At 57.7% G+C, this 24842-nt stretch carries 25 protein-coding genes; 9 read left to right on the forward strand and 16 right to left on the reverse strand.

The features are described from left to right. Positions 1–30: 30 nt before the first annotated feature. Positions 31–819, reverse strand: a complete 789-nt coding sequence (gene flgG, locus FFH21_RS18100) for a flagellar basal-body rod protein FlgG (RefSeq protein WP_002554310.1) — start codon at positions 817–819, stop codon at positions 31–33. Positions 820–865: 46 nt separating this feature from the next. Continuing rightward, the gene (locus FFH21_RS18105) at positions 866–1606 is read right to left on the reverse strand and encodes a flagellar basal body rod protein FlgF (RefSeq protein ID WP_004658719.1); all 741 of its coding nucleotides are present in this window, start codon (positions 1604–1606) and stop codon (positions 866–868) included. 283 nt (positions 1607–1889) lie between these two features. Between FFH21_RS18105 and FFH21_RS18110 the strand changes: the two genes are divergently transcribed. Beyond that, the gene (locus FFH21_RS18110; RefSeq protein WP_005754776.1) at positions 1890–2081 is read left to right on the forward strand and encodes a hypothetical protein; all 192 of its coding nucleotides are present in this window, start codon (positions 1890–1892) and stop codon (positions 2079–2081) included. Here FFH21_RS18110 and FFH21_RS18115 read toward each other — a convergent pair whose 3' ends face one another. The 7 genes from FFH21_RS18115 to cynS all read right to left on the reverse strand — a co-directional run bounded on the left by FFH21_RS18115 (position 2082) and on the right by cynS (position 8168). After that, positions 2082–3842 carry a flagellar hook-basal body complex protein gene (locus FFH21_RS18115; protein WP_011169098.1) on the reverse strand — a complete coding sequence of 587 codons (1761 nt, stop codon included), beginning with the start codon at positions 3840–3842 and terminating at the stop codon, positions 2082–2084. 190 nt (positions 3843–4032) lie between these two features. Then, positions 4033–5358, reverse strand: a complete 1326-nt coding sequence (gene flgE / locus FFH21_RS18120) for a flagellar hook protein FlgE (protein WP_004664434.1) — start codon at positions 5356–5358, stop codon at positions 4033–4035. 25 nt (positions 5359–5383) lie between these two features. Beyond that, on the reverse strand, positions 5384–6070 hold the full coding sequence (flgD, locus tag FFH21_RS18125; RefSeq protein WP_002554315.1) for a flagellar hook assembly protein FlgD: 687 nt from the start codon (positions 6068–6070) through the stop codon (positions 5384–5386). Positions 6071–6085: 15 nt separating this feature from the next. Beyond that, entirely contained in the window at positions 6086–6526 is a 441-nt protein-coding gene (gene flgC / locus FFH21_RS18130; RefSeq protein ID WP_002554316.1) for a flagellar basal body rod protein FlgC, read from the reverse strand. A gap of 3 nt (positions 6527–6529) precedes the next feature. Further along, positions 6530–6937, reverse strand: coding sequence for a flagellar basal body rod protein FlgB (gene flgB / locus FFH21_RS18135; RefSeq protein ID WP_011169099.1), 408 nt, complete (start codon positions 6935–6937; stop codon positions 6530–6532). A gap of 279 nt (positions 6938–7216) precedes the next feature. Further along, entirely contained in the window at positions 7217–7690 is a 474-nt protein-coding gene (locus tag FFH21_RS18140) for a nuclear transport factor 2 family protein (RefSeq protein ID WP_003370064.1), read from the reverse strand. A 10-nt stretch (positions 7691–7700) separates the two neighbouring features. Further along, a complete protein-coding gene (gene cynS / locus FFH21_RS18145) occupies positions 7701–8168 on the reverse strand; it encodes a cyanase (protein ID WP_004658714.1) in 468 nt (155 codons plus the stop codon). A gap of 73 nt (positions 8169–8241) precedes the next feature. Between cynS and cynR the strand changes: the two genes are divergently transcribed. Next, positions 8242–9144 (forward strand): transcriptional regulator CynR, encoded by a 903-nt coding sequence (gene cynR / locus FFH21_RS18150; RefSeq protein ID WP_004658713.1) that lies wholly within the window; start codon positions 8242–8244, stop codon positions 9142–9144. A 104-nt stretch (positions 9145–9248) separates the two neighbouring features. On the opposite strand, the gene cheR is transcribed toward cynR, so the two are convergent. Beyond that, positions 9249–10076 carry a protein-glutamate O-methyltransferase CheR gene (gene cheR, locus FFH21_RS18155; protein WP_004658712.1) on the reverse strand — a complete coding sequence of 276 codons (828 nt, stop codon included), beginning with the start codon at positions 10074–10076 and terminating at the stop codon, positions 9249–9251. 51 nt (positions 10077–10127) lie between these two features. Next, positions 10128–11054, reverse strand: a complete 927-nt coding sequence (locus FFH21_RS18160) for a chemotaxis protein CheV (RefSeq protein WP_004658711.1) — start codon at positions 11052–11054, stop codon at positions 10128–10130. A gap of 78 nt (positions 11055–11132) precedes the next feature. On the opposite strand from FFH21_RS18160, the gene flgA reads away from it, so the two are divergent. From flgA to FFH21_RS18180, 4 genes are all read left to right on the forward strand, one after another. Beyond that, complete coding sequence (flgA, locus tag FFH21_RS18165; RefSeq protein ID WP_011169101.1) at positions 11133–11891, forward strand: flagellar basal body P-ring formation chaperone FlgA; 759 nt, start codon at positions 11133–11135, stop codon at positions 11889–11891. Positions 11892–12052: 161 nt separating this feature from the next. Further along, on the forward strand, positions 12053–12367 hold the full coding sequence (gene flgM / locus FFH21_RS18170; protein WP_004664423.1) for a flagellar biosynthesis anti-sigma factor FlgM: 315 nt from the start codon (positions 12053–12055) through the stop codon (positions 12365–12367). A gap of 49 nt (positions 12368–12416) precedes the next feature. After that, positions 12417–12884, forward strand: a complete 468-nt coding sequence (locus tag FFH21_RS18175; RefSeq protein WP_002554325.1) for a flagella synthesis protein FlgN — start codon at positions 12417–12419, stop codon at positions 12882–12884. Between the two features lie 82 nt (positions 12885–12966). Then, positions 12967–13713: a flagellar brake protein gene (locus tag FFH21_RS18180; protein WP_004658708.1), complete on the forward strand. Its 747-nt coding sequence runs from the start codon at positions 12967–12969 to the stop codon at positions 13711–13713. 78 nt (positions 13714–13791) lie between these two features. On the opposite strand, the gene FFH21_RS18185 is transcribed toward FFH21_RS18180, so the two are convergent. Both FFH21_RS18185 and FFH21_RS18190 read right to left on the reverse strand, forming a co-directional pair. Then, positions 13792–15201: an MFS transporter gene (locus FFH21_RS18185; RefSeq protein ID WP_004664422.1), complete on the reverse strand. Its 1410-nt coding sequence runs from the start codon at positions 15199–15201 to the stop codon at positions 13792–13794. A gap of 54 nt (positions 15202–15255) precedes the next feature. Beyond that, positions 15256–16497: a glutamine synthetase family protein gene (locus tag FFH21_RS18190; RefSeq protein WP_162885676.1), complete on the reverse strand. Its 1242-nt coding sequence runs from the start codon at positions 16495–16497 to the stop codon at positions 15256–15258. Positions 16498–16881: 384 nt separating this feature from the next. On the opposite strand from FFH21_RS18190, the gene vioA reads away from it, so the two are divergent. From vioA to FFH21_RS18205, 3 genes are all read left to right on the forward strand, one after another. Further along, complete coding sequence (gene vioA / locus FFH21_RS18195; RefSeq protein WP_002554329.1) at positions 16882–18000, forward strand: dTDP-4-amino-4,6-dideoxy-D-glucose aminotransferase VioA; 1119 nt, start codon at positions 16882–16884, stop codon at positions 17998–18000. Beyond that, complete coding sequence (locus FFH21_RS18200) at positions 18000–18725, forward strand: class I SAM-dependent methyltransferase (RefSeq protein ID WP_004664420.1); 726 nt, start codon at positions 18000–18002, stop codon at positions 18723–18725. Before vioA ends, FFH21_RS18200 begins: the two co-directional genes overlap by 1 nt. Before the next feature lie 74 nt (positions 18726–18799). Beyond that, a complete protein-coding gene (locus FFH21_RS18205) occupies positions 18800–22321 on the forward strand; it encodes a glycosyltransferase (protein WP_011169103.1) in 3522 nt (1173 codons plus the stop codon). Between the two features lie 62 nt (positions 22322–22383). On the opposite strand, the gene FFH21_RS18210 is transcribed toward FFH21_RS18205, so the two are convergent. Genes FFH21_RS18210 through FFH21_RS18220 form a run of 3 tightly spaced genes read right to left on the reverse strand, consistent with a single transcriptional unit; the run spans position 22384 to position 24805 of the window. After that, positions 22384–23400, reverse strand: coding sequence for a ketoacyl-ACP synthase III (locus FFH21_RS18210; RefSeq protein ID WP_004658699.1), 1017 nt, complete (start codon positions 23398–23400; stop codon positions 22384–22386). A gap of 5 nt (positions 23401–23405) precedes the next feature. Continuing rightward, positions 23406–24047 (reverse strand): dTDP-4-amino-4,6-dideoxy-D-glucose acetyltransferase VioB, encoded by a 642-nt coding sequence (gene vioB / locus FFH21_RS18215; protein WP_002554333.1) that lies wholly within the window; start codon positions 24045–24047, stop codon positions 23406–23408. Then, a complete protein-coding gene (locus FFH21_RS18220; protein ID WP_011169104.1) occupies positions 24044–24805 on the reverse strand; it encodes an SDR family NAD(P)-dependent oxidoreductase in 762 nt (253 codons plus the stop codon). The genes vioB and FFH21_RS18220 overlap by 4 nt, the downstream gene beginning before the upstream one ends. Between the last annotated feature and the right edge of the window lie 37 nt (positions 24806–24842).

The following is a 24842-nucleotide window of genomic DNA, read 5'->3' on the forward strand; positions in this document are numbered from 1 at the left end:
AGCAGTTTTACGAGCAACAACATCAAACACTTACAGGTTCTGAGTCAGGTTCTGCAGCATCTGGTCGGCGGTCGAGATCACTTTGGAGTTCATCTCGTAAGCACGCTGGGTGGTGATCATGTTGACCAGTTCTTCAACTGTGCTGACGTTGGAGTTTTCCAGGGTGTTCTGCAGGGTCGGCCCCAGGCCGTTGAGGCCAGGCGTGCCGATCTGCGGCGCGCCGCTTGAACCGGTTTCCAGATAAAGGTTGCCGCCAATGGCCTGCAGGCCGGCCGGGTTGATGAAGTCAGCGGTCTGGATGTTGCCGATGATCTGCGGTGTGGCGGTTGCACCTGCCAGGGTGACGGAAACAGTACCGTCCTGACCGACAGTGAAGGTCTGGGCGTTCTGTGGAACGACAATCGCAGGCTCAAGAGCGTAGCCGTTGGCAGTCACGATCTGGCCGTTGGCGTCCAGGTGAAAAGTACCGTCGCGGCTGTAGGCAACAGTGCCGTCCGGCTGGGTCACCTGAAAGAAACCACGACCGTTGACCGCCAGGTCCAGCGGGTTGTTGGTGGTCTGCAGGCTACCGGCTGTGAAGTTCTTCTGCGTACCGACAATGCGCACACCGGTACCCAATTGCAGACCGGATGGCAGCTCGCTGTCCTGAGTGGACTGGGCACCCGGCTGGCGTTTGATCTGGTACAGCAGGTCCTGAAACTCGGCACGGTCACTCTTGAAACCTGTGGTCGAAACGTTCGCCAGGTTGTTGGAGATGGTGGTCAGGTTGGTGTCCTGAGCGGCAAGACCGGTTTTAGCGACGTATAGTGCAGGAAGCATTTGTGTTCTCCTCAAGCGCCGGTTTGTCGGCGCAAGCTGTCATTGATTAGCCAAGTTGCAAGACGCGAGCCATCGACTGATCGTCTTCTTCGGCGGTCTTCATCATCTTGACGTGCAATTCGAATTGACGGGACAAGGCCAGTACCGAGGTCATTTCCTCGACCGCATTGACGTTACTCGCCTGCAAAAAGCCGGACTCGACCTGAACGGTGGCATCTGCGTCGGCAGGCCGACCGGTCTTGGTGTGGATCAGGCCATCGGGGCCTTTTTCCATGGTCTTGAGGTCAGGCTTGACCAGCTTGATACGGTCGACCTGCGCCATCACCTGTGGGCTTTCGCCCAGTGAGCGAATGCTGATTGTGCCGTCGGCACCGATCTCGATCTGCTGCTGAGGCGGCACGGCAATCGGACCGCCATTGCCCATTACCGGCAAACCGCTGCCGTCGCGCAACACACCCAGAGCATCGATGTTCATGCCGGAGCTTCGAGTGTAGGCTTCGCCACCATCGGGGGTCTGCACTGCAATCCAGCCATCACCTTTGACGGCGATGTCCAGTTCACGGCCAGTCTCGACCATGGCACCGGCGGAAAAGTCGGTCCCCGGACGTTCGCTCATCGCATAGGCACGCGACGGCATGACCTCGCCAAACACCGGCATCGAGCGGGCCTGTTCAAGGTCACGCATGAAACCGTTGGTTGATACGTTTGCCAGGTTGTTGGCGTGAGCCTTCTGCGCGATCGCGTTTTCGGATGCACCGCTCATTGCGACGTAAAGCAACTTGTCCACAGTCTTCCTCCTCCGACAGACGCTTGCCGCCTGTAGCTGTTCTGAAAGGGTTAAAGCAATTTTTGAACCAACTTGTCGGGCTCGATACAAATGCCTGATTAACCAGCAAAAACCGGCATTCGATGATGCCCTTCGGGCAAAGCGCCACCCAATAGCGGCGGAGGACTGCCGCCTGCCGATCATCAAGCAGCGAGCACCGCCAAAAAAACTTCATTGGTATGGGCTGACAAGCGGATCGACAGTGATAATCTTGCCGACACCACAGCCCTGAACGGGAACCCTCATGCTTTTTCGTGCATGCATTGCCGGCATCGCCAGCGCGAGCCTGATGACCCTCGCCCTCCTCGCCCAGGCCGCCCCCGCCCACTATTACAAATGGCAGGGCGACAGCCGGATTGTCTGCGCCCAGACCAGCCCCGGGCCTGGCTGGACACGGCTGAAAGGTCACTTCATCAAATCCGACTGCTCAATCTGATCAGGTCGACTGAATCAGCGTCTGCATCACGGTCGCCTCTGTCGATATGGCTTTGGAGTTGGCCTGATAAGCCGTCTGCGCCTGGATGAGAGCAATCAGCTCATCAGCCAGGACGACATTGGACCCCTCCAGCCCGTCGCCAATGAGGCTGCCCAGCGTGCCGACGCCCGACACATCGTAATCGGCAACGCCAGAGTCGGCGGATTCGGTCCAGCGCGTATCACTGCGCGCCTGCAACCCCTGCGGATTGGCGAAGCTGGCGAGTATCACCTGACCGATATTCTTGTTCATGCCATTGGTAAACCCGGCACGCAGGATGCCATCGCGCCCCACGCTCAAGCTGCTCAACTGCCCCGCCGCATGGCCATCAACATGCGTGGAAGAACGCGAACTGGCGGCGTTGTGCTGCAGCAGGTTGGTGAAGTCGATCGTAATGCCCTTCGCACTGCCAGCCGCACCGTTGGGCACCCATTTTTCTGGCCCTGTGACCCGCTCGGCAGGCATGGCCGGTGTCCAGCCGGTCAGTTGCAGACCGTTGCTATGGGTACTCGCAAAACCAGGGCCGCCGGTCAATGACTGTACCCAGCCGCCAGAATCAAACACGATGTTTGCCGTCAGCGGGTCGGTGGAATCAGGCATCTGCGGGTTGCGGCCATCAATCAGCGCATGAATGCGCCAGCTGTTGGTGCCGTCCTTCACGAAATACTGCTTCAGCTCGTGCTGATTGCCCTGGCTGTCGAAAATCGCATTGGCAAACATATCGCTGTACGTCTTCAGGTCCGATGGATCGAACGCCGGAACCGGGCGATCCATCAACGCATCACCAGGGTCAAGCATGCTGATCGATCCATTATTCAACGGCAGCGACACTGTGCCGCCATTGGCAGCGCCGTTACTGACCCAGGCACCACCGACCTCTTCAGCCGGCCGCCAGCCTTGCAGGGCAAATTCGGTGTCCGAGACCTTACGAAGGTGCTGGCTATTGCCGCTGTATGAAAGCGATCCGTTCGGTCTTTGCTCAAGGGTGACATGCAAAGGCGCCACGCTGTTCGGATCCACCGGATTGCGCCCATCGATCAGCACATACATGGACCACTGACTGTCGCCGGTTTTGACGAAATACTGCTTGAGCTCATGATCCGACGCGGGCACAGCAGTAGCCCCCGCTCCAGACCCCGCGTCCTGAATGGTACGGCCAACGGCCCGCGTGTAGGTCGCAGGATCGGCCGGATCGAAGACCGGCAAACGCGCGAGCGAAGGCAGCGAGGCGTCCAGGTTGATGTTCTCGGCAACCCGCGTGGTGGCTCTGGCAGACACATTCGACGTGTCAATCTGCAAGTCGGTACGCAATCCCCGCTTTATCTCGCCCTGCTCGTTTGCCGCATAGCCTTGCAATCGTCCACCCTCGCTGTCGACAACGAAGTTCGCCGCGTCCTTGAGGAACGCTCCGGCACGGGTATAGGCAAGAGACCCACCGTCACTCACCACAAAAAAGCCGTTGCCCTGAATACGCATGTCGAGCGGATTACCCGACGTGGTCATGCTTTCGCCCTGATTGAAGTTTTGCTGCATTGAAGCAAGACGTACGCCATCACCTACAGCATTGCGACCACTGCCCAACTGGCTGGCTGAATACAGCGCCGAGAACTGCGCACGCGACGACTTGAACCCGATAGTGCCGGAGTTGGCAATATTGTTACCGGCCACCTCCAGCCTTTTGTTCGCGGCATGAATGCCGCTAATCGCAGTATTGAACGACATGAAAACTCCTTTACCCCAAAGGGCAACTCATAGAGGAGTTTTGATTCTCACATCATCGCGCGTAGGAGATTTCCAAGTACATTGACTGAACTTTCTGCAAGTTTAATTAAACTCGAGCGTGCATCACTTTGTAAAAAACAACCAAAAAAAAGCCCCTTCGAAAAGGGGCTTTATTTAACGCTCTACACTATCAAGTCATCTGAATAGTGGTTTGCATGATGGTGCTTTGAGTGGAGATAGTCTTGGCGTTCGCCTGGTAGTTGCTCTGCGCCTTGATCAGGTTGACCAGCTCCATGGTCAGATCGACGTTGGACTCTTCCAGCGCCTGACCAGTGATGTAGCCGAGGGTGCCCGATTGCGGCGTGCCGCTGACCGGTACGCCCGAAGCGAAGGTTTCACGCCAGTTGGTGCCACCTGCCTGCGCCAGGCCTTGCACGTTGGCAAAGTTGGTCAGCGAGGTCTGCCCGATCACTTGGGATTTGCCGTTGGTGTAGGTCGCGAACAGGTTGCCGGTTGCATCAACGCTCATCGCACTGAGCTGGCCAGTGGCGTAACCGTCCTGATCCTGAGTAATCAGGCCCGACACCGACGCGGTCTGGGTAATACCGGCCATGTTCAGTTTGATGGAGGCACCCGTAGCACCGTTCGCGCCCCAGCTGGTGGTCGTGCCGGTGCCGGATTGCACACCTGGTACCCAGTTGGCGACAGTAAAGGTGCCATCAGTGTTGAACTTGATGTTCGCACTGTCGGTCGGTACGGTGCCCGGCGCTGCGACGACCAGATTACCCGAGGAGTCGAATGTCAGGTCGTTCTTGTCGGCCGTAGTAGTGGTCGGGTCGGAAATGCTGCGACCGTCCATCAGCGAGTACATGGACCAGGTGTTGGTGCCGGTCTTGACGAAATACTGATCCAGCGTATGCGCGTTACCCTGAGTGTCATAGGTCGGCGTGCTGTACTTCATGTTGTACGACTTGGTGTCAGTCGCGTCGAACGTAGTGAGCGACGGCAAGGCAGTGGTCGAATTCAGGTTGGCAACGTTGGTAATGGCGGTGGTTGCCTTGGGCTGAAGGTTGGACGAATCCACCCGCAGGTCGCTCAATGCACCGGTTACCACACTGCCGTTGGCATCAACGTTGTAACCCTGCAACTTCATACCGCCGCTGTTGACGACGTAGCCTTCCTTGTCGGTGTGGAATGCACCGGCACGGGTGTACAGCTTCTCGCCGTTATTGCTGAGCATGAAGAAACCGTTGCCGTTGATGGCAAGGTCGAGGCTGTTGGCAGTACCGGTAGTCAGGTTGCCCTGCGAGAACTGCTGGGAAACCGCTGCGGTTGTTACGCCGCTGCCCACATTGGTCTGGCCGGAAGTGCCGCGAATCGATTGAGCGTATTGATCGGCAAACTCCGCGCGCGACGATTTGAAGCCAGTGGTCGCAACGTTGGCAATGTTGTTGCCGGTAACGTCGAGACTTTTGTTTGCAGCATAGAGCCCACTAAGGCCGATATTGAAAGACATGTTTCACTCCTGCGCCTGGTAGGCTCTACAATCCGATGGTTTGAACTTTGGACAGGGCAACACTGCCGCTGGCCAGATTGAGCATTGTTTCTGCACCATTCACACCCAACGTAACGCTGTTGACCGTGGCAGGCAGGTAAGTCGAAAGCTGTGTGTTCTTGCCGTCAACCGAGCCTTCAGCCTTGAAGGTGTAGTTGCCCGACGCAAGCGCTGTACCGTCGCTGTCCGTACCGTCCCAGGAAAAGCTGGTGGTACCGACTTTCTGCGCGCCCAGCTCGACGGTGTCGACCAGGTTCGATTGCGAATCGTAAACCTTGATACTTGTCGCCGTAGTGGCGCTCGGAATAACGATCGAACCGGTCATACCCTTGGTGGTATCCACGGTGGTGGAGCTCGAATCGATGATCACCGAGCGACCTACCAGCGACGATGCCTGCAACGCCTGAGACGACTTGTAACTGGTTGCAATCGTGTCAACCGTCGACGTCAGGTTCTGCATGCTTTCAAGGCTGCTGAACTGCGCCAGTTGGGCCACGAACTGAGTGTTGTCCTGTGGGTCCAGCGGGTTCTGGTTTTTCATCTGCGTCACGAGCAGCTGCAGGAACGCGTCCTTGCCTAGCGTACCGGTGGAATTCGTCGCGGTGGGCGTCGGATTCTGCAGTGTGTTCAAGAACGTCGATGAGACGCTGCTTGCTGTGGTGTTATCGGCCATAACGTTCGCCTTCTATCACTGACCGAGGGTCAGAACCTTCTGCATCATGGATTTAGCGGTGTTCATGATTTCGGCGTTGGTCTGGAAAGACCGGCTGGCAGAAATCATGTCGGCCATTTCTTCCACGACATTGACGTTGGGGTAGTAGACATACCCGTCCTTGTCAGCGGAAGGATGATTGGGCTCGTAACGTGCTTCCAGGTTCGAGCTGTCTTCGATGATGCCGTTGACCTGAACGCCCTGCCCGGCTTCGCCCTGATCCTGGAACAGCGAACCGCCTGTGGACTGCTGACCCTGCATCACGGTGGCAAACACCGGGTGACGAGCGCGGTAGGTCTGGTCCATGCTCGAAGACACGGTCTCGGCGTTGGCGATGTTACTGGCCGTAGTGTTCAGACGCGTGGTCTGGGCACTCATGGCGCTACCGGCAATGTTGAACACATTGGCTAGTGACATGAATTATTCTCCGCGAAGGGCTGCAACCAGCCCTTTGAACTTGCTGTTGAGCAATGTGAAGCTGGCTTGAAAGCCCATGGCGTTCTCGGTGTAGCTGGCCTGCTCGACCTGGGAATCGACGGTGTTCTGGTCCAGCGAAGGCTGGGACGGGGTGCGATACATCAGCGTCCCGTCATCATTGCCCATGCCTTCGGCTTCGATATGGCGGCTGTTGGTCTTGTTCAGCGCGAAATGACCGTTCTGCACCTTGTCGTTTTGGGCAGCCAGCACCGACGAGAAGTCCAGATCGCGAGCCTTGAAGTTCGGGGTATCGGCGTTGGAGATGTTGTTGGCCAACACCTCTGCACGCTGAGCCCGGAAGTTCAGAGCCTTTTCATGTATGCCTAGCGCTTTATCGAAGCTGATGCTCATTTCGGGAAACCTTTGCCGGTTGACCTGATTCTGTTGTTACTGACAAAGCAATCAGCGTGCCATGTTGCAAAAGCCAATGATTGCGGGGGCCGCAGCCAGCGGCGAGGCAGCGATGCCAGAAAAGCGGCAAGGCATTTCCGCTGTGGGAGAAGAAAGCGGCAAGAGGGGTGCCGTTTTTTTGCCAATATCGGCTTGCCGCCTGACAATGGCGGCACTTCATTAATGGCTCATTCGGACACTCAATAAAAAAGAGACCCGAAGGTCTCTTTGACGACTGAATCAGAGGCCAAGCTCACTCAACCCAGGGTGGTCATCAGGTCGGCGCCCCAGTGGCCAATGGTATTTGCGCTCGGACTCGGCGATCGGCAAATCGTTGATGCAGGCAAAGCGCCGCTGCATGAGGCCGTTTGCAGCGAACTCCCAGTTTTCGTTGCCATACGAACGGAACCAGTTGCCAGAGTCGTCATGCCATTCATAGGCATAGCGCACGGCAATGCGGTTATCGGTAAATGCCCAGAGCTCCTTGATCAGCCGATAGTCCAGTTCCTTGCGCCACTTGCGCTCCAGAAAGGCTTGAGCTTCTGCACGACCATTGATGAACTCGCTGCGGTTACGCCAATACGTGTCTTCGGTGTAGGCCAGCGCAACTTTCGCTGCATCGCGAGAGTTCCAGCCATCCTCGGCGCCACGGACTTTCTGGACAGCCGTCTCCAGGGTAAAGGGTGGAAATGGCGGTCTTCCTTTATCACTCATCTCAGCGTCCTCAGAACGGTTTGTAGGGCAGAAATTTTCCATCAAGGGTTATCACGGCTCGCTCACCCCCTTCCGGATCTTCGACTTTCTTGATGTCGAGCTTGAAGTTGATTGCGCTGATGATGCCGTCGCCGAACTGCTCATGCACCAATGCCTTCAGCGTAGTGCCGTAAACCTGAACCATTTCGTGGAAGCGATAGATAGTCGGGTCACTGGAAACGTCTTCGACATTGCCGCGCAACGGGATGGTTTGCAGTTCGGCGACCGCATCCCTGTCCAGCCCGAGACGCTCGGCGACCACCTCGGCCACCGCTTCCGGCAATGGGTGCTGACCGAGCAATGCAGCCGTGACATACACCACGCTCAACCCCGTACCCTCTGCAAGCCCTGCCCACGTCAGGTTCTTTGCGGTCTTGGCCTGCAGCACACGTTCAGTCAGATTCTGGCGCGGCGCTCTGGAAATGTTGCTGTGCGGCATAGGTAACCCTCCGGAATGAATGCACATCAATCACAGGATCAGCAACTATCACCATAAGATCCAAGACTGATTTATGATCATCGCCATAATCCTGCCTTATGGTGATGCCGTGCTGTTACGCCATATACGTTATTTGCTGGCGGTCGCCGACCACGGCAATTTCACCCGGGCGGCCGAGGCCCTGCATGTCTCGCAACCGGCGTTATCGCAACAGATCAGGCAACTGGAAAGCAGCCTGGGTGTACAACTGTTCGACCGCACCCGCCGCAGCGTCGTGCCGACCGATGCTGGCCGCGTGTATCTGGACCACGCGCGTCGCTGCCTGCTTGAGCTGGAGGCCGGGAAGCGTGCGCTCAACGATGTCAGTGATCTGTCACGCGGACAATTGCGCCTCGGCGTCACGCCAACCTTCAGTGAATACCTGATAGCGCCGTTGATCGACCGCTTCAGCGCGCTGTACCCCGGCGTAACAATCATCCTCACAGAGCTGCCTCTGGAGCAGATTACCGAGGCATTGATCAATGACGCGCTCGATCTGGCCATTGGTTTTGCCGGAAGTCATGCTGTCGAGATAGACAGCCAGCCTCTGTTCGATGAACAACTGTGCCTGGTCATGGCCAAACCTGCCCCCGATAAGCAGACCGCGCTGACACTTGAGGACCTGCAAACGCTTCGCTTTGCCTTGCTCGCCCCCGGATTCGCCACTCGACAGCTGCTGGATGCCTGGTGCCAGACGCAGAATTTCAAGCCTGCGGTCAACCTGGAGGCGAACTCGATCGCCATTTTGCTCAAGGTTGTTGCCCAGGGGCGTATGGCAACCATTCTTCCCGATGCCATCGTTCGCGAGCAGCCCGGGTTGCGCGAAGTTCAGACGATCCCCGCCCTGCCTGGGCGGACGGTTGCGCTGCTGCGGCGTAAAAACGGCTACCAGAGCGCCGCCGCCAACGCTTTTGCCAAACTGGTGAGTGATATCTGAACGTAAACATGAAACCGATAGGCAGACGAAAAAACTGCTTTTGTCTGCCCATGAAAAAAGAGACCCGAAGGTCTCTTTTTTCATGGCAAGCAACTGACAGACCGTCACTTGGCTTTGTAGATAATCCCCGGGCTGCACTGAACCATCTGGTAATGATCCGGCAGACCATTAAGCGCTTCGGAGGCACCCAGAAACAGGTAGCCACCTGGTTTGAGCGTGCCGTGGATGCGCAGCAGGATGTCTTTCTTCACTTCGGCGGAGAAGTAGATGAGTACGTTGCGGCAGAACACGATGTCGAACTTGCCCAGCGCAGCGTAGCTGTCGAGCAGGTTGAACGAGCGGAACTCCACACGGCTCTTGATCGGCGTCTTGACGACCCAGCGACCCGGACTTTTTACATCAAAGAAACGCTGCAGACGATCCGGCGACAAGCCGCGGCCGATAGCCAGGCTGTCGTACTCGCCAGTCTTGCAGTTGTTGAGCATTGCACCAGACAAATCGGTGGCAACAATCTGCACGCCCGATTTGAGCTGGCCCTGATTGGCGCGCTCGAACTCATCGATTGACATCGACAGTGAGTACGGTTCCTGGCCCGATGAACAGGCCGCCGACCAGATGCGCAGTCGCTGACCAGGGCTGGCCTTGATCTGCTCGGGCAGCACTTTGTTCTTCAGCACTTCGAACGGATAGGTATCGCGAAACCACAGGGTTTCGTTGGTGGTCATCGCATCGACAACCTGTTCGCGCAACCCACTGCGCGGCTGGGTCTGGATGCGCTGAACCAACTCGCCAAGCGACTTGATGCTTTGCTGCTCCATCAGTTTGTTGAGGCGGCTGGACACCAGATACTGCTTGTTTTCCCCAAGCAAGATGCCACAGGCTTTTTCCAGAAATACCCGGAACTGATCAAAATCCAAATTACCCGTAGACAAGGTGCCGCCTCTCAAATCATGTGAATCACCGGGGACGACGCCCCCGGCTGGTTATTCTGCTGCATTGATCCGCGCAACGACCCTGGCCGCCAGATCATCAGGCCGGAATTTCGCGAGAAAGTCATCCGCACCGACTTTCTTGACCATCGCCTGGTTGAATACCCCTGACAACGAGGTATGCAAGGTGATGTGCATCTTCTGCATGCGTGGATCATTACGTATTGCTGCGGTAAGGGTATAGCCATCCATCTCCGGCATTTCAATGTCGGAGATCATCATCAGGAACTCTTCTTCAGGCTTTTTGCCTTCTGCGACCATCTTGAGCAGGTAGTCCAGCGCCTGACGACCATCGTTGAGCGCGACCACCTCCACCCCGACGGTTTCCAGGCAGCGGCTCACTTGCTTGCGGGCCACCGACGAGTCATCGACCGTCAGCACGCGCATGGAGACAGCCTTGTGCTGAACCTCGGCGTCAATGACACCGACCGAGATTTCTTCGGACACTGGCGCGACTTCGGCGAGAATTTTCTCGACGTCGATGATTTCCACCAGTTGGTTATCAACCCGGGTGACGGCGGTCAGGTAATGATCGCGCCCGGTCCCCTTGGGTGGTGGATGAATCTCTTCCCAGTTCATGTTGACGATGCGTTCTACAGAATGCACCAGAAACCCCTGAACCTTGGTGTTGTACTCAGTAATGATGACGAAGGAATTGACCAACGAAATCATGCCCGTGGAACCCGTCGCCATCGCCAGATCCATGATCGGGATCGTACCGCCACGAATATTGGCCACACCCCGGACGATCTTGCTCGATTTGGGCATGATGGTGAGTTTCGGGCATTGCAGTACTTCTTTTACCTTGAAGACGTTGATCCCGTAGAGCTGCTTGCCGTCGAGACGGAACAAGAGCAGCTCCAGGCGATTCTGACCCACCAGCTGAGTTCGCTGGTTTACCGAATCCATTACACCTGCCATGCCGAACCCCCTTACCAAAATGACCGCCGCCCAGACACCAGATCAACAAGCGGCACGGGCTTTGCTATTTATTACCTCATGAACGCAAAGACGACAATTTCTCGACACCTCGCATTAGAAACCCGCAGGCTTCTGTGCGCAATCGCTCTGCTGTGCCTTTGTGGCACGGTGAGCCTTGCTCGCGCAGAGAATTTCACACTGCCTGAACAGCTTATCGGCGTCACCCAAGGGTTTCTTGAGTTCACAGTAGAAGACTATTTGGCAACCAACCAGATTGACGGGCGTCATGACATACAGGTCAAGCAGCTCGACCCGCGTTTACGGATGGGTGCCTGTGACAAGGATTTGACAGCCACACTGGAAAGCCCGCGCCCGGTCGGCCGGGTTACGGTGCGGGTACGCTGCGAAGGTTCTTCGCCCTGGACAGTGTTTGTGCCAGCCCAGGTGCTGCTATATCGCAACGTCGTAACCGTAATACGCCCGTTAAAACGCGACGCCATCGTTACTGAGCAAGACGTTGCGCTGCGTGAGCGCGACGTGAGCAGCCTGGGCCAGGGATTCCTGGCCTCCCTTGATCAGGCAGTCGGTCAGACGGTTGTCCGACAAATGGTCATCGACCAGGTCGTTACCCCGGTGGCGCTGGAACAGCCACAAATGATTCACAAGGGCGACCAGGTGGTCATCATCGCCCGCAGCGGTTCGCTGGCGGTGCGCATGCCCGGCGAAGCGATGTCCGACGGCGGTTTCAACGAACAGATACGGGTGAAAAACCTTAATTCCCAGCGGGTGATCAAAGCGAATGTCACCGGCCCAGGGCAGGTGGAAGTGGCCATGTAATGCATTGATGCTGGCGCAGAGGGTGTGTTTTTTTTAGACTGCGGGGAATATCCGACGGTGAAAAGCGTCTATTGGGAAGCTTTCTCACAATCGGCCTAAAGTTTGATAGGGGTTGGCCGAAAACAAGGCAAGCGTCCAAACACCCAGAGGTTTTTTCAATCATGGTCATAGATTTCAGTCGCCTTAACAATTCACAGTCTGTTGCCGGTACAACACGTACCAGTGCCAGTAAAGACACCGTCAAAACCGATGCGACAGCTCCTGCAGCCACCGCAGGTATCAAAAGCACCGGGGAAACTTTTTCTTTGAGCAGTGAGGCTCAACAGTTGCAGAAAATCACGGACAAGCTGACCGATCTGCCAACCGTCAATAGTGCTCGCGTTGCCGAGCTCAAGCAGGCCATCGCCGACGGTAGTTACACAGTGGACAGCAACCGTGTCGCCAGCAAGCTGTTGAATTTCGAAACCCAACGCTAAGCCAAGGCTGGCGCTGGATATTCTGGACGCTTAAAAACCAGAGCATGCGATGCAAGACACTACTTTGTTGCAGATGATCACTGACGACATGGTTTCGGCCCGACAGCTTCTAGAGCTGCTGCAGGCCGAATCCCTGATTCTTCACGGCCGCGACATGGGCGAGATGGAGCAGGTGCTGGCGCAGAAACAGGCGCTGGTCATTCTTCTCGATCAACATGGGCGCAAACGTAGCCAGGTGCTTGCGGGCATGGGGCTGCCAGCCAATCGCAGTGGTCTCCAGCAACTGGCCAGCCAGTCGGATGTCGGCGAGCAATTGCTGATGGCCGGTGACGAACTGAATGCGTTGATCAATGAATGCCAGACGCTGAACGAGCAGAATGGTAGTCTGATCCAGCTGCAACAGATCAGCACCGCTCATCAACTTCGCATACTGAACGGCGGTGAGACGCCCACGCTCTATGACAGTCGCGGGTCAACTGCGCTTAGAGCAAAACCACGCCCTCTGAGTCAGGCGTAACTTCCTGTATCAAGGTTTCGTGCGTAGTGGCAGAATGCCTGTTGTTGCGTTGCCGTAGTATTTTGCCTGGAGATTCAAGAACGTGAATGGCTCAAGCGCGGACGATGCTCCGCAGCCCCCGAAGGTCCTCAACACACCTTTGGAAATTGCCGCTAACCTGCGGTTGCTACTCGAGAGTCATGATCCTCTGATCATTACCTTCCATGAGCGTGCCCAACGCTTTCAGAGCTACCTGCTTGAAGTCGACCGTGACAGCAACGTCATGGCGCTCGACGAAATGATCCCCCGTGATGGCGAACGCTTTTTAAGTAATGGCGAGTCTTTCCGCGTCGAAGGTTTTCACGACGGCGTGCGTATCGCCTGGGAAAGCTCGTCTCAGATGGAGATTGTCGATACCGACGGGCAGCGCCTGTACCGCGGACCGCTGCCTGAAGAAGTGATTTACCACCAGCGGCGCAACGCATTTCGTGCAGCGCTGAAGCTGGCACAGCTGGTCGACATCGAGATCGGCGGCGACCGTTTGAAATCCCCTCTGACCGGCAAACTGCTGGACATCTCTGCAACCGGTTGCAAACTGCGCTTTGAAGGCGATGTGTCCGAGCGCATGCAGTTGGGCCAGGTATACGAACGCTTTATTGCGAAGTTGCCATTCGGAGCAATGACAGCCCCCGTAGAGCTGCGTTATCTGCACTTCGAAGAAAGATTTCACACCACCTTTGCCGGCGTGCGCTTCCACAACATGAGTGGGCTTGTGCAGCGTCAGGTTGAGCGTTTCGTCTACCAGTTGCAGCGTGAAGCTCGCCGCTTCGACAAAGACGACGACTTCTGATCCCCGCTTCTGCTTGCTGGTGATTGCGGCAACCTGCCGCAATCACACCGTAATCCCCTGCTCTGCCCCCCGCTACACTCAAGCCTTCCAGGTCTCGCTTTCACGCTCGCGTTCGTGCTCTTCAGCTTCGGCTGTTTCCGTGCCCGCGACCGGCTCGGCCTGTGCCTCGGTTTCTGCGTCGGCGTCGGCCACCACTTCAGACTCAGGTTCGGACTCCGGCTCGACGGTGGTCTGCATCTGCTCCTGAACCACCTGCTCATCGACGCGCGGGTCCAGTGCAACCACCAGCGGCGAACTGGACATGCTGTCCGGCATGGCGACGTGATGCAGCGGTGCGTTTTCGACCTGATGCAAATGGGTAACGGCCTTGGGTCTGATCAGCAGCACCAGAATCACCCCGGCACCACAGACGAACGCATACAGCATGTGGCCGCCAAACAGCTTCATGACCACGCCGGCAGCCAACGGGCCGATACTCGCGCCGATGCCATAGGTCATCAGTAACATGGCCGTCAGCGACACCCGGCGTTCGGCCTCGACGTGGTCATTGGCAAATGCCACCGCCAGTGGATAGAGGCAGAACTGCATCAGCGAGGCGAGAAAGCCGACGCCGAACAGGACTTCGACCGGTACACTCGGAAACACCGCCAGCGGCAATGACGCCACCACCAGTGCAGCGGCAAAGATGCGCATCAGTACGGATCGGTCATAGCGGTCGGAAAGTAGACCCAATGGCCACTGCACCAGGAACCCGGCCAGAATGCAGCAGCCCATGAACAGACCGACCTGCTCGGTGGACAGCCCCTGTTCGGCGGCGTAAACCGGTGCCAGACCGTAGAACGAACCGATGATTAGCCCGGCACCCAACACCGCCGTCAGCGACTGCGGCACACGCTTCATGAAGAAGAGCGGCTCCAGCGGTGCCGGGTGCAACGGTGCGGGGTGAATTGCCCGGGTCATGGCGACCGGCACAAGACACAGCGCGAAGCACAATGCCACCAGCATCAGCAGCTCAGGCCCCAGTTGCGGGTGGACCACCAGTACCAGTTGCCCCAGCACCAGGCCCAGATAGGACGCAATCATGTAACCGCTGAACACCATGCCGCGCTGTTTCGCGGCGGCCTGCTCGTTCAGCCAGCTCTCGATGACCATGTATTGGCACATCATGCCCAGACCGACAATCACCCGCAGTACCAGCCAGGCGGGCAACCAGCTGATCAGGCCATGCCCTAGCACCGCAGCACCAACGATACCGGCGCAGGTGGCATAGGCCCGAATATGACCGACACGGCCGATCAGACGGTGACCGATCTTGCCCCCCAGGACCAGACCGAAATAGTTGGCGGCCATCAGCGCACCGACCCACAGGCTGTCGACCTGATCGGCCGCCAGGCGCAGGGCCAGATAAGTGCTCAGCAGACCTGAACCGATCAACATCATCAACGAGGCAAAATAAAGCGCTCGAAAGGACTTCCAGATTTGGCGCATCAACTTTCCAAAAATAGGGAGTCGCCCGACCGGGCGAGCCCAACACTGCGATTCTTAAACCTGAGCAGCCAGAACGCGCCGTTCCCAGGGGGTTATCTCGTCAAAAAAACTGGTCAGTTCTAGGGTCTTCGACGCGATGTAGCCTTCGATGAATTCATGACCAAACAGTTCCTTGGCCAACTGACTGCTTTTCAGACGCTCCAGAGCGGCGTGCAGGGTACACGGCAATGACAATTCTTCCGGCACCTCAATCGCGCCTTGCATGGGCGGGGTGGGTTCCAGCTTTTGCTCGATGCCATGCAGCCCGGCCGCCAGGCTTGCGGCGATGGCCAGATAAGGATTGGCGTCGGCGCCTGGCAAACGGTTCTCCACCCTTCGAGCCGCCGCTGCACTCGACGGGATGCGCAGGCCGGCTGCGCGATTGTCGTAGGACCAGCAGGCGTTATTGGGCGAAGCATAGGGTTGGCACAGGCGCTGATAGGAATTCACGTTGGGCGCGAACAGCGCTGTGAAATCAGCCATGCAGGCCTGCTGACCCGCGATAAAGTGACGAAACGTGTCAGTCGGTTGGCCATCTGCACCACTGAAGACGTTTACCCTGGAGTCTGTTGCTACAACGCTCTGATGAAGATGCATCGAACTGCCCGCCGTGTGAGCGAGCGGCTTGGCCATGCAGACCACAATAAGCCCGTGCTTGAGCGCGACCTCCTTGAGCAGGTGCTTGAACAGAAAGGTCTGGTCGGCGAGCAGCAGCGGGTCGCCATGCAGCAGGTTGATCTCGAACTGGCTGACGCCCATCTCGTGCATCACCGTGTCACGCGGCAGACCCAACGCCGCCATGCAGGCGTATACCTCGGCGAAAAAAGGCCGCAAGCCATTGTTCGAGCTGACACTGAACGCTGAATGCCCCTGCTCGCGTCGTCCGTCCAGCCCTGTCGGCGGCACGAACGGATACAGCGGCTCGGGGTTAGGCGCAAAGACAAAGAACTCCAGTTCGGTGGCCACAACCGGTGCCAACCCCCGTGCGGCGTAGCGGGCGATGACGGCCTTTAGCTGGCTGCGCGTCGAGAGCATGCAACGCTCGCCGCTCAACTCTTCGGCATCGCAGACGGCCAGGGCGCGCGGTTGCTCGCTCCAGGGCAGACGATGGACCTGCTGCGGATCGCTGAGCAGCGCGAGGTCGCCATCATCGCTACCGTAAAACCGTGACGGCGGGTACCCGCCCATGATGCATTGCAGCAACACACCCCGCGCAAGCTGCAATCGCCTGCCCTCCAGAAAACCGGCAGCGGTCATCACCTTGCCGCGAGGCACGCCGTTCAGGTCCGGGGTCACACACTCCACTTCATCAATGCCCATCAGCAGCTGTGCCAGCGGATGGGGGTCATTGCGTGTCATGGTTCAATCCTTTGTCATGGGCCAGGCCGCTTGGCGGCAACCCGTACAAAATACGCAGCGGGCGTTCGGGATATCAAGCACTGAAACGACTTAGTGAGAAGGATTACAACCCGGCCTCGACCTGATCCGACGAAAGCGGTCTTGGCCGGGTTTTTGCTGTGTACCCCGGTCACAACAGTTCGACTGTCATTTTTATGTCAATGGCAACGCCTTTGCCGGAAGCCCTTGAAGCAGATGCCCTTTCGAACAGCAATCGGATAAAACACGAGCAGAGAACCCTCCATGAGCGCACCGATTCCAGTAACTCGTCCTCTGTTACCGCCTCTGGAGGAGTTCATTCCCTACCTCGAACACATATGGGAAAGCCGCCAGCTCACCAATGGCGGTCCGTTTCACCAGCAGCTTGAAAAGGAGCTGGCCGAGTACCTGGGCGTGCAGCATCTCTCGCTGTTTTCCAATGGCACGCTGGCACTGATGACCGCCATTCAGGCGCTGCGCATCAAGGGCGAAGTCATCACCACGCCCTACTCGTTCGTGGCAACCGCCCATTCGCTGCTCTGGAACAGCCTGACGCCGGTGTTTGTCGACATCGACCCGGGTACTTACAACCTGGACCCGGAGCGCATCGAAGAAGCCATCACCCCGGCTACCACGGCGATCATGCCCGTACACTGCTACGGCATCCCGTGTGACGTCGACCGCATTCAGCAGATCGCCGATCGCTATGGCCTGAAGGTCATCTACGATGCCGCCCATGCGTTCGGTGTCCAGCATCGCGGGCAAAGCCTGTTGAATCACGGGGATCTGTCGGTGCTGAGCTTTCACGCCACCAAGGTGTTCAACACCTTCGAAGGCGGGGCCATCATCAGTCCGGATGCCAAGACCAAGCAACGTATCGATTACCTGAAGAACTTCGGCTTTGCTGACGAAGTGACCGTGGTCGCGCCGGGAATCAACGGCAAGATGAGTGAAATCAACGCTGCGTTCGGTCTGCTTCAGTTGAAGTACATCGATGAAGCGCTCTTGAAACGGCAACGTATCGATGAACGCTATCGCGATGCGCTGGCAACGGTACCGGGGCTGAAAATTCTCTGGAAAAGCACCGAAAAACACAATTACTCGTACTTCCCGGTGCTGGTCACCGAAGACTTCGCGATTTCTCGCGATGACCTTTATCAGCGGTTCCGCGACCACAATATCCTGGCGCGCCGTTACTTTTACCCGCTCATTTCCACATTCCCGATGTACCGGGGCCTTGACTCGGCAAAACCTGATCGCCTGCGTGTCGCGACCGGTCTGTCCAGTCAGATCCTGTGCCTGCCGATCTACGACAGCCTGACGGATGAAGCCTTCGACAGCATCATTGATGTGATCGTCACAGCCAGTAAAGAGAACTGCTAATGCGAACGTGCCCGGTCTGCTCCTGTCGTTTTCCGAATTTCTATCCGCTGGGTAGAAGCCATCTGGAAATCCTCCACCGCCTGAACGTCCACTACTGCATCGAAGACTTCGAGACCCTTAACGTCGGGCAATACAGCTGCCCCGAATGCATGGCGTCGGACCGTGACCGGCTTTACGCGTTGTTTGCCATGAACATGCTCGACAACCCGCCGGGCAAACCGCTGCGCATTCTCGATATCGCACCGGCAGTGGTGCTCTCGAAGTTTCTGCGCAGCCTGCCCAACGCCCGATATCGCTCGGCCGACCTGTTCTCGCCGCTGGCTGATGACGTGGTCGACATCATGGACATGCACATGTATGCCGACGAGTCCTTCGATTTCATCGTGTGCTCGCACGTACTTGAGCACGTACCTGATGACCGCAAGGCCATGTCCGAGCTGTTTCGGGTACTGGCCAAAGGCGGCTCTGCCATCCTGATGGTGCCGATTCTGCTGACCGCCACCGAAACCGAAGAAGACCCGTACGAGGCCAGCGTCGATGAGCGCTGGGCGCGCTTCGGCCAGGACGATCATGTGCGGATGTACGCCAGACAAGACTTCCAGTCCCGTTTGACGCAGGCCGGTTTCGACGTGAAGGCCCTCGGCTCGCAGGCATTTGGTGAAGGCGTCTTCAAGCAGCACGGCATTACGGAGCAGTCGGTTTTGTATATAGGCCAAAAAAGCTGACGACAACTGCAGATCATGGACGCCGACTGCGTTGCCCGGTTGGTTTTTAAAACTTTTTCAAAAGTGGTATTGCGATGAGTTCTTCACGCCTGGTCAGTATTGTCATCCCCGCTTACAAACCGGCTTTCTTCGAAGCAGCGCTTGCCAGCGCGCTGCGCCAGAACCACGACGACATCGAGATCATCATCACCGACGACTGCCGTGACGATGGCATCAAGGCTATTGTCGAAAAGCTCAGCCCGAACAGCCGCTGGCCCATTCACTATTTCAAAAATGCAACGCCGCTGGGCGAACCTCACAACATCGCACACGCCATAGCGCGTGCGCAGGGTGAGTACATCAAGTTTCTCTACGACGATGACATCCTTCTCCCGGACTGCGTGCGCCTGATGTTCGATGTCATGCACGACAGCCCGGACATCAAAGTCGTGTCAGCGACCAGAAAGAGGATCGACGCCAACGGCGCTCTGCTGGCAGACAACCTCTACACGGCCTACCCATTCGGCAAAAACGTCGTTCTGAACGGTCCTGAGCTGGTGTCCTTTCTGGCCAGTCACCCGATCAACTTCGTCGGCGAGCCCAGTGCAGTCATGTGTCGTCGCGAAGACCTGCTGGTATTCGGGCAGGACATCATGTCTCTGCAACAGGTGCTGATCTGGGGGCTGGGTGATTTGGCCATGTACGTAAAGCTCTTGCGTCATGGCAACCTGGCGATGCTCGCCCGTCCCCTTTCCTATTTCCGGGTGTCGGATCAGCAGAGCAGCGAGGCATTCAGAAAAGACCCGACCCTGCCTCGCGAAGGTCACGCCAACTTCAGGCGCATTCCCACAGAGCTGGGCTGGGTAAGGCCTGACGAGTTCAATGGCAAGGTCAAGGTTGCTCCGCTGTCACAACGCGACAATATTCAGGAAATGGACCTGCTGGCCTACTTCGACAGAAGGCCCGAAGCCACTGTTCGGAATACCCGTGTCGCCGGCTGGCTGGCTCAGCGTCGACCTACGCCAGCCCAGCATGTGTTGCTTGAAGAGTACCTGCAACAACACAACGGCGGCCCTGCGGTTGCGATTGTCGTGTCGGACTTCAATCAGCAGCCCGAGAGCGTGCTGAGCACGCTGCAAAGCCTGGCGTCCGATGCGCCGCTGCTCGACAAGCTCAAGGTGTTTGTCCTTGCCGACTACGACCGGGAACAGCAGACGCCGCTGCAAGCGCAACTGCCCTGGCGGAATGCCAGCATGGAAAACCGCGCGACGGTCATTAACGCGTTGATGCAGGAAAACGACCAAGCGTGGTGGATCCTGGTTGACGCCGGCACGACGTTCACCTCGAGCGGCCTGCTGTGCGCTGTCATGAAAATGATCGAAACACCCGAAGCCTGTGCAGTGTTCGGCGACGAAGTGACCCTGCATGCGCAGGCAGGTGCTCATCTGGCCTTTCGCCCGGACTTCAGCCTGGATTACCTGCTGACCTGCCCGGCGGCAACCAGCCGCAATTGGCTGTTCAATCGTGAAAAAGCTCTGGAAGTGGGCGGCTTCGACCCAGCCCACGCGCAGGCCATTGAACTCGACCTGATCCTGCGCATGATTGAGGGTTCGGGCTATACCGAATTTGCGCACTCTTGCGAGCCGATGATCATCTCGCCCTTATGGCAGGCGCAGGAGAACTACGATCAGGCGCGCACCGTGCAACGGCATCTGCACGTGCGTGGCTACCCAGGCAGTAAGGTACATGCGCTGGAATCGGGGCTTTACCGGATCGATTACGGCCATGCCGATCAGCCTCTGGTCTCCATTCTCGTCACCTCGCAGGATCAGCTCGAAACGCTGCTGCCCTGCGTAGAGAGCATTCTGGAAAACACGACGTATCCGCACTATGAAATTCTGATCTGCGACAACAACAGCCAGTCGGCACAGACCACGCAATGGCTGGCGACCATCGACTCGATGCAGTCGGAGCGGATTCGCATCGTTCGCCACGAACAGGCACTGAGCCCGTCGGCGCTGCTCAACTCTGCAGCCGAACACGCGCTGGGCGACTATCTTGTGATGCTCGACAGCCACGCCCTGATCATCCAGCAGGACTGGCTCAACCACCTGCTCAACCACGCACTGCGCCCTGAAGTGGGTGTTGTCGGCGCGAAACTCATTTCGACGGATGGTAATGTCGTGCAGGCCGGCATCATCATGGGCCTCAATGGCACCGCGGCCACCGTCACTGCCAGCGACATCGCAGGATCTGCGAGCGATGCGCAACGTCTGGAAACAGATCAGAACTACAGCGCTGTCAGCGGCTCCTGCCTGATGATTCGCAAGTCCGTGCATGAAGAGGTGCAAGGCCTGGACGAACACTTGTTCCCCCTGCACTTCAATGATGTGGACCTGTGCCTGAAGGCGCGCAGCACCGGGCATCTGGTCGTCTGGACACCGCACGCCATCGTCGCGCTGCGCCCGGACGACGCACAGAGCGACGTTGAAGCACTGGACTTCGCGACGCGCGCGCTCTACCACCGCTGGCTGCACTACATGGCCTGGGACCCTGCGTACAACAAGAATCTGACGCTGACTGACAGTTTCGTTGCCCAGAGCAACCCGCAACTGAGCTGGCGGCCATTGACCCACCGTCCACTGCCGGTGGTCCTTGCTCTGCCCTGCAATCATGCGGCTGCCGGCAATCGCATCAGCACCGCGCTGCAAAGCCTGGGCGCCGAGCGCGAGACAGACGGCATCATCAGCCATGCGCCGCTTCCATTCGTGGAAATTGCCAGACTCAGCCCGGATACGGTGGTTATCCAGGGGCCAGTAAACGAAAGCCTGATTGCCAGCATCAACGCGATCAAGGACCACACCAATGCCTGGGTGGCCTACGACCTGCCGCACTACCCGGCGTACGCTGAAATCGACAAGAGCGCTGTGCCACTCGCAACAGTGCAGGCCTCCCTGCGCCACGGGCTGGCGCGGGCAGATCTGATCACCGTCCCCACAACAGCGCTGGCGGAGCTGCTGGAGGGCTCACACCCCAACGTTCAGGTGATTGAAACCCGACTTGCGCCTGAGCCATGGCGCAATCTGCAAAGCCAGCGCCAGACTCGCCCCAGACCTCGTGTAGGTTGGGTAGGCACGGCGGCAGAAACGGGCGACCTGCTGATTCTGTCAGAAGTCATCAAGGCGCTGGCAGACCGTGTGGAGTGGGTCATCATGGGACCCTGCACGCGCTGGCTACGCCCTTATATTCATGAACTGCGTTCGCCCGTGGAGGGCACTTTGTTCCCCGGGACGCTGGCCAGTCTGAACCTGGATCTGGTGTTGGCGCCTGCAGAATCCAACCTGATCAATACGAGCAAAAGCCCGGTGGCCCTGCTGGAGTTCGGTGCCTGCGGTTTTCCAGTCATTTGCAGTGATGTGCTCAGCGTGCCTGAAGACCTGCCCGTCACTCGGGTGGAAAACGAGACGAATGCCTGGGTCAGTGCCATCGAGCGACACATTGATCAGTTGGATGAGTGCGCACGCAAGGGCGACGCCTTGAGACAGGCTGTCATTGATAACTGGATGCTTGAGGCCGATCACTTGCAAGCCTGGCGCGACGCCTGGCTGAAGGGCTGATCAGAAAGGATTAAAACCAACAACAAGCTCTGCGTCCGGGCGGTGACGCAGAGCGATGATGTTTACCAGCGTATGACGCACGCCCCCCACGAATAGCCCACCCCGAACCCGACCGCAGCAACCCGGTCGCCCGGTTTCAGCGTACCGCGGTTCAAGGATTCCTTCAGCGCAATGGGAATGGTGCACGACACCGTATTGCCACAGTGCTGGAAGGCAGAAACGAACTTCTCGACCGGCAACTTCAAACGCCGACGCAGGGCATCCAGCATGAAGTGGTTGGCCTGATGAAACACGAACAGATCGACATCGGCCACACCCAGTTCGTCATCGAACAACGACGCGAACAACTGCGGTACGCGGGTCATGGAAAACTCGAAAATCGCCGGGCCATTCATGTACAGGTGTGCATCGGTACGCACACTGCCACCGTCATCCTGATACTCGGCAGGCTGAAGGTTTTCCGCCGAGGGCCTTCGCGCACCGCCAATCGGGACCATCAGGTTTTCCGCCCCGGAGCCGTCACTGCCATAACGAAAACGTTCCAGGAAAGGCCCGCCCTCAGTCGCGCTGAGCAGGGTCACAGCCGCGGCGTCACCGAACAGGGTACGAACACTTTTGTCCTGCGGATGAATGTAGCGACTGTAGGTTTCCGCCGTCACCAGCAATACGTTCCGGCATTGCCCTGACTCGATCAACCCTTTGGCGATGCCAAGCCCGTAAATGTAGCCTGAACAGCCCTGATTGAAATCGAAGGCGGCGCAGTGGGTGGGAAGTTGCAAGCGGTGCTGCAGAATGCAGGCGGTGGCGGGCAATACATAATCCGGGCTTTGCGTGCAGTAAATCAATGCGTCTACTTCGCTGCGCTGAATATCTCCGTTGAGAAACAACTTCTCGCAGGCGCGGTACGCAAGGTCGGACGCAGTTTCATCCTTGTCGATGATGCGCCGCTCGCCAATACCGGTCTTCGAGAAGATTTTCTCGACATCCCATTCGGGAAATTCGCGCGCCAGTGTTTCATTGTCCAGCGAATGAGCAGGCAGTTCATATTCTATGTTCACGATCCTGGCATGAGCGCCCATGAGCGTTACCCCGATATGCGTGTGGCAGGTACACCGAATACTGTAGTGCCAGCGGCGACATTGCGTATTGCAACGCTACCCGCTCCGACCACAGCCTGTTTGCCGATCCTTACCTTTGGCAGGACGCTGGCATGCGTCCCCATGAAAACACCCTCCTCCAGCACGACACCGCCAGTGATATCGCAATGCCCGCTCAAGGTGGAGAAGTCGCCGATGTCTGCGTCATGCCCCACCAGACAGCCAATATTGAGGGTTACAAATGCGCCGATGCGAAGATCGACCGTGAGCACCGTTGAAGGACAGATCACCGCACCCTGGCCAATGGAAACATTTTCGCCAATGATGACCGAGGGGTGAATGAGGGTGAAAAATTGCGCGCCCCTGGCAAGGAGTTTTTCCACGACCAGGCGCTTGCCGCTCGGGTCGCCAATCGCGCAGACCAGATACTCTTCGGGCTTTGGCTGGTAGCCGTCCACCGTCGAAACGACAGGCGGATAATGGTCGAAGCGCTCGGTTGAGCCCGGGCCGTCATTGATGAATCCGGCGATGAGCCATCCCGGATTGTTCTCCACCCAATCCGTCAGCCAAGCGTGCACTTCACGGCCGAAAGCGCCGGCACCTACGATGAGCAATCTATTGGCATTCATTGCGCCAGGTATCCTCCATCCACAACCATCGCTGTTCCGGTCACCCAGCGAGCCGCCGGAGACAACAGGTAATTGACCGCATAGGCTATGTCCAGCGGCTCACCAAACCCCAGCGGGTGCTTCTGCTCAACCACAGCCATGGAATCGATACCGACCAGATCTTCAAGCTTGCGGGTCATTTCGGTTCGCACTATGCCCGGCGCAATGGCATTGACCCTTATTCCGTCTCTGGCCAGTTCAAGTGCCGCAGCGCGGACCATCGATTCCACTGCGCCTTTACTGGCGCAGTAGGCCATCAGAGAAGGCTGGGCGGCCTGAGCCATCACCGATGAAAGCAGAACGATACTGGCCCCTTGAACGAAGACCCCTTTCTGCCTGAATGACTTTATCAGCGAAAAGCCAGAGGTCACGTTGGTGGCAAATACCGTTTCCCATTGCTCGATTGCCAAGGCTCGAATCGGTAGCGGCATCTGTACACCGGCAGCATGCACCAGCCCGTCGAAAGGCCCGTAGGTGCTGGCCAGGGTTTTCATCCAGGCCGGGACTGCATGCCCGTCAAGCAAGTCAAAAGGCTCGACCCCGTGACTCTCACCGTGAAGCTGGCGCCTTGTTGCTTCAAGCCGTTCGGTGTTCCTGGCAACCAGTACCACCCGGGCGCCCTGCTGGCTCAGCCATATCGCAACCTGGCTGCCGATGCCGGAAGAGGCACCTGTGACCATGATCAATTTGCCGCTTAATGAAAACGGATTACTCACCACCCAACGTTCCTCTTCAGGGCTGACCGGCACCGCCTGG

It is taken from the genome of Pseudomonas sp. KBS0707 (assembly GCF_005937945.2).
Taxonomy (GTDB): Bacteria; Pseudomonadota; Gammaproteobacteria; order Pseudomonadales; family Pseudomonadaceae; genus Aquipseudomonas; species Aquipseudomonas amygdali.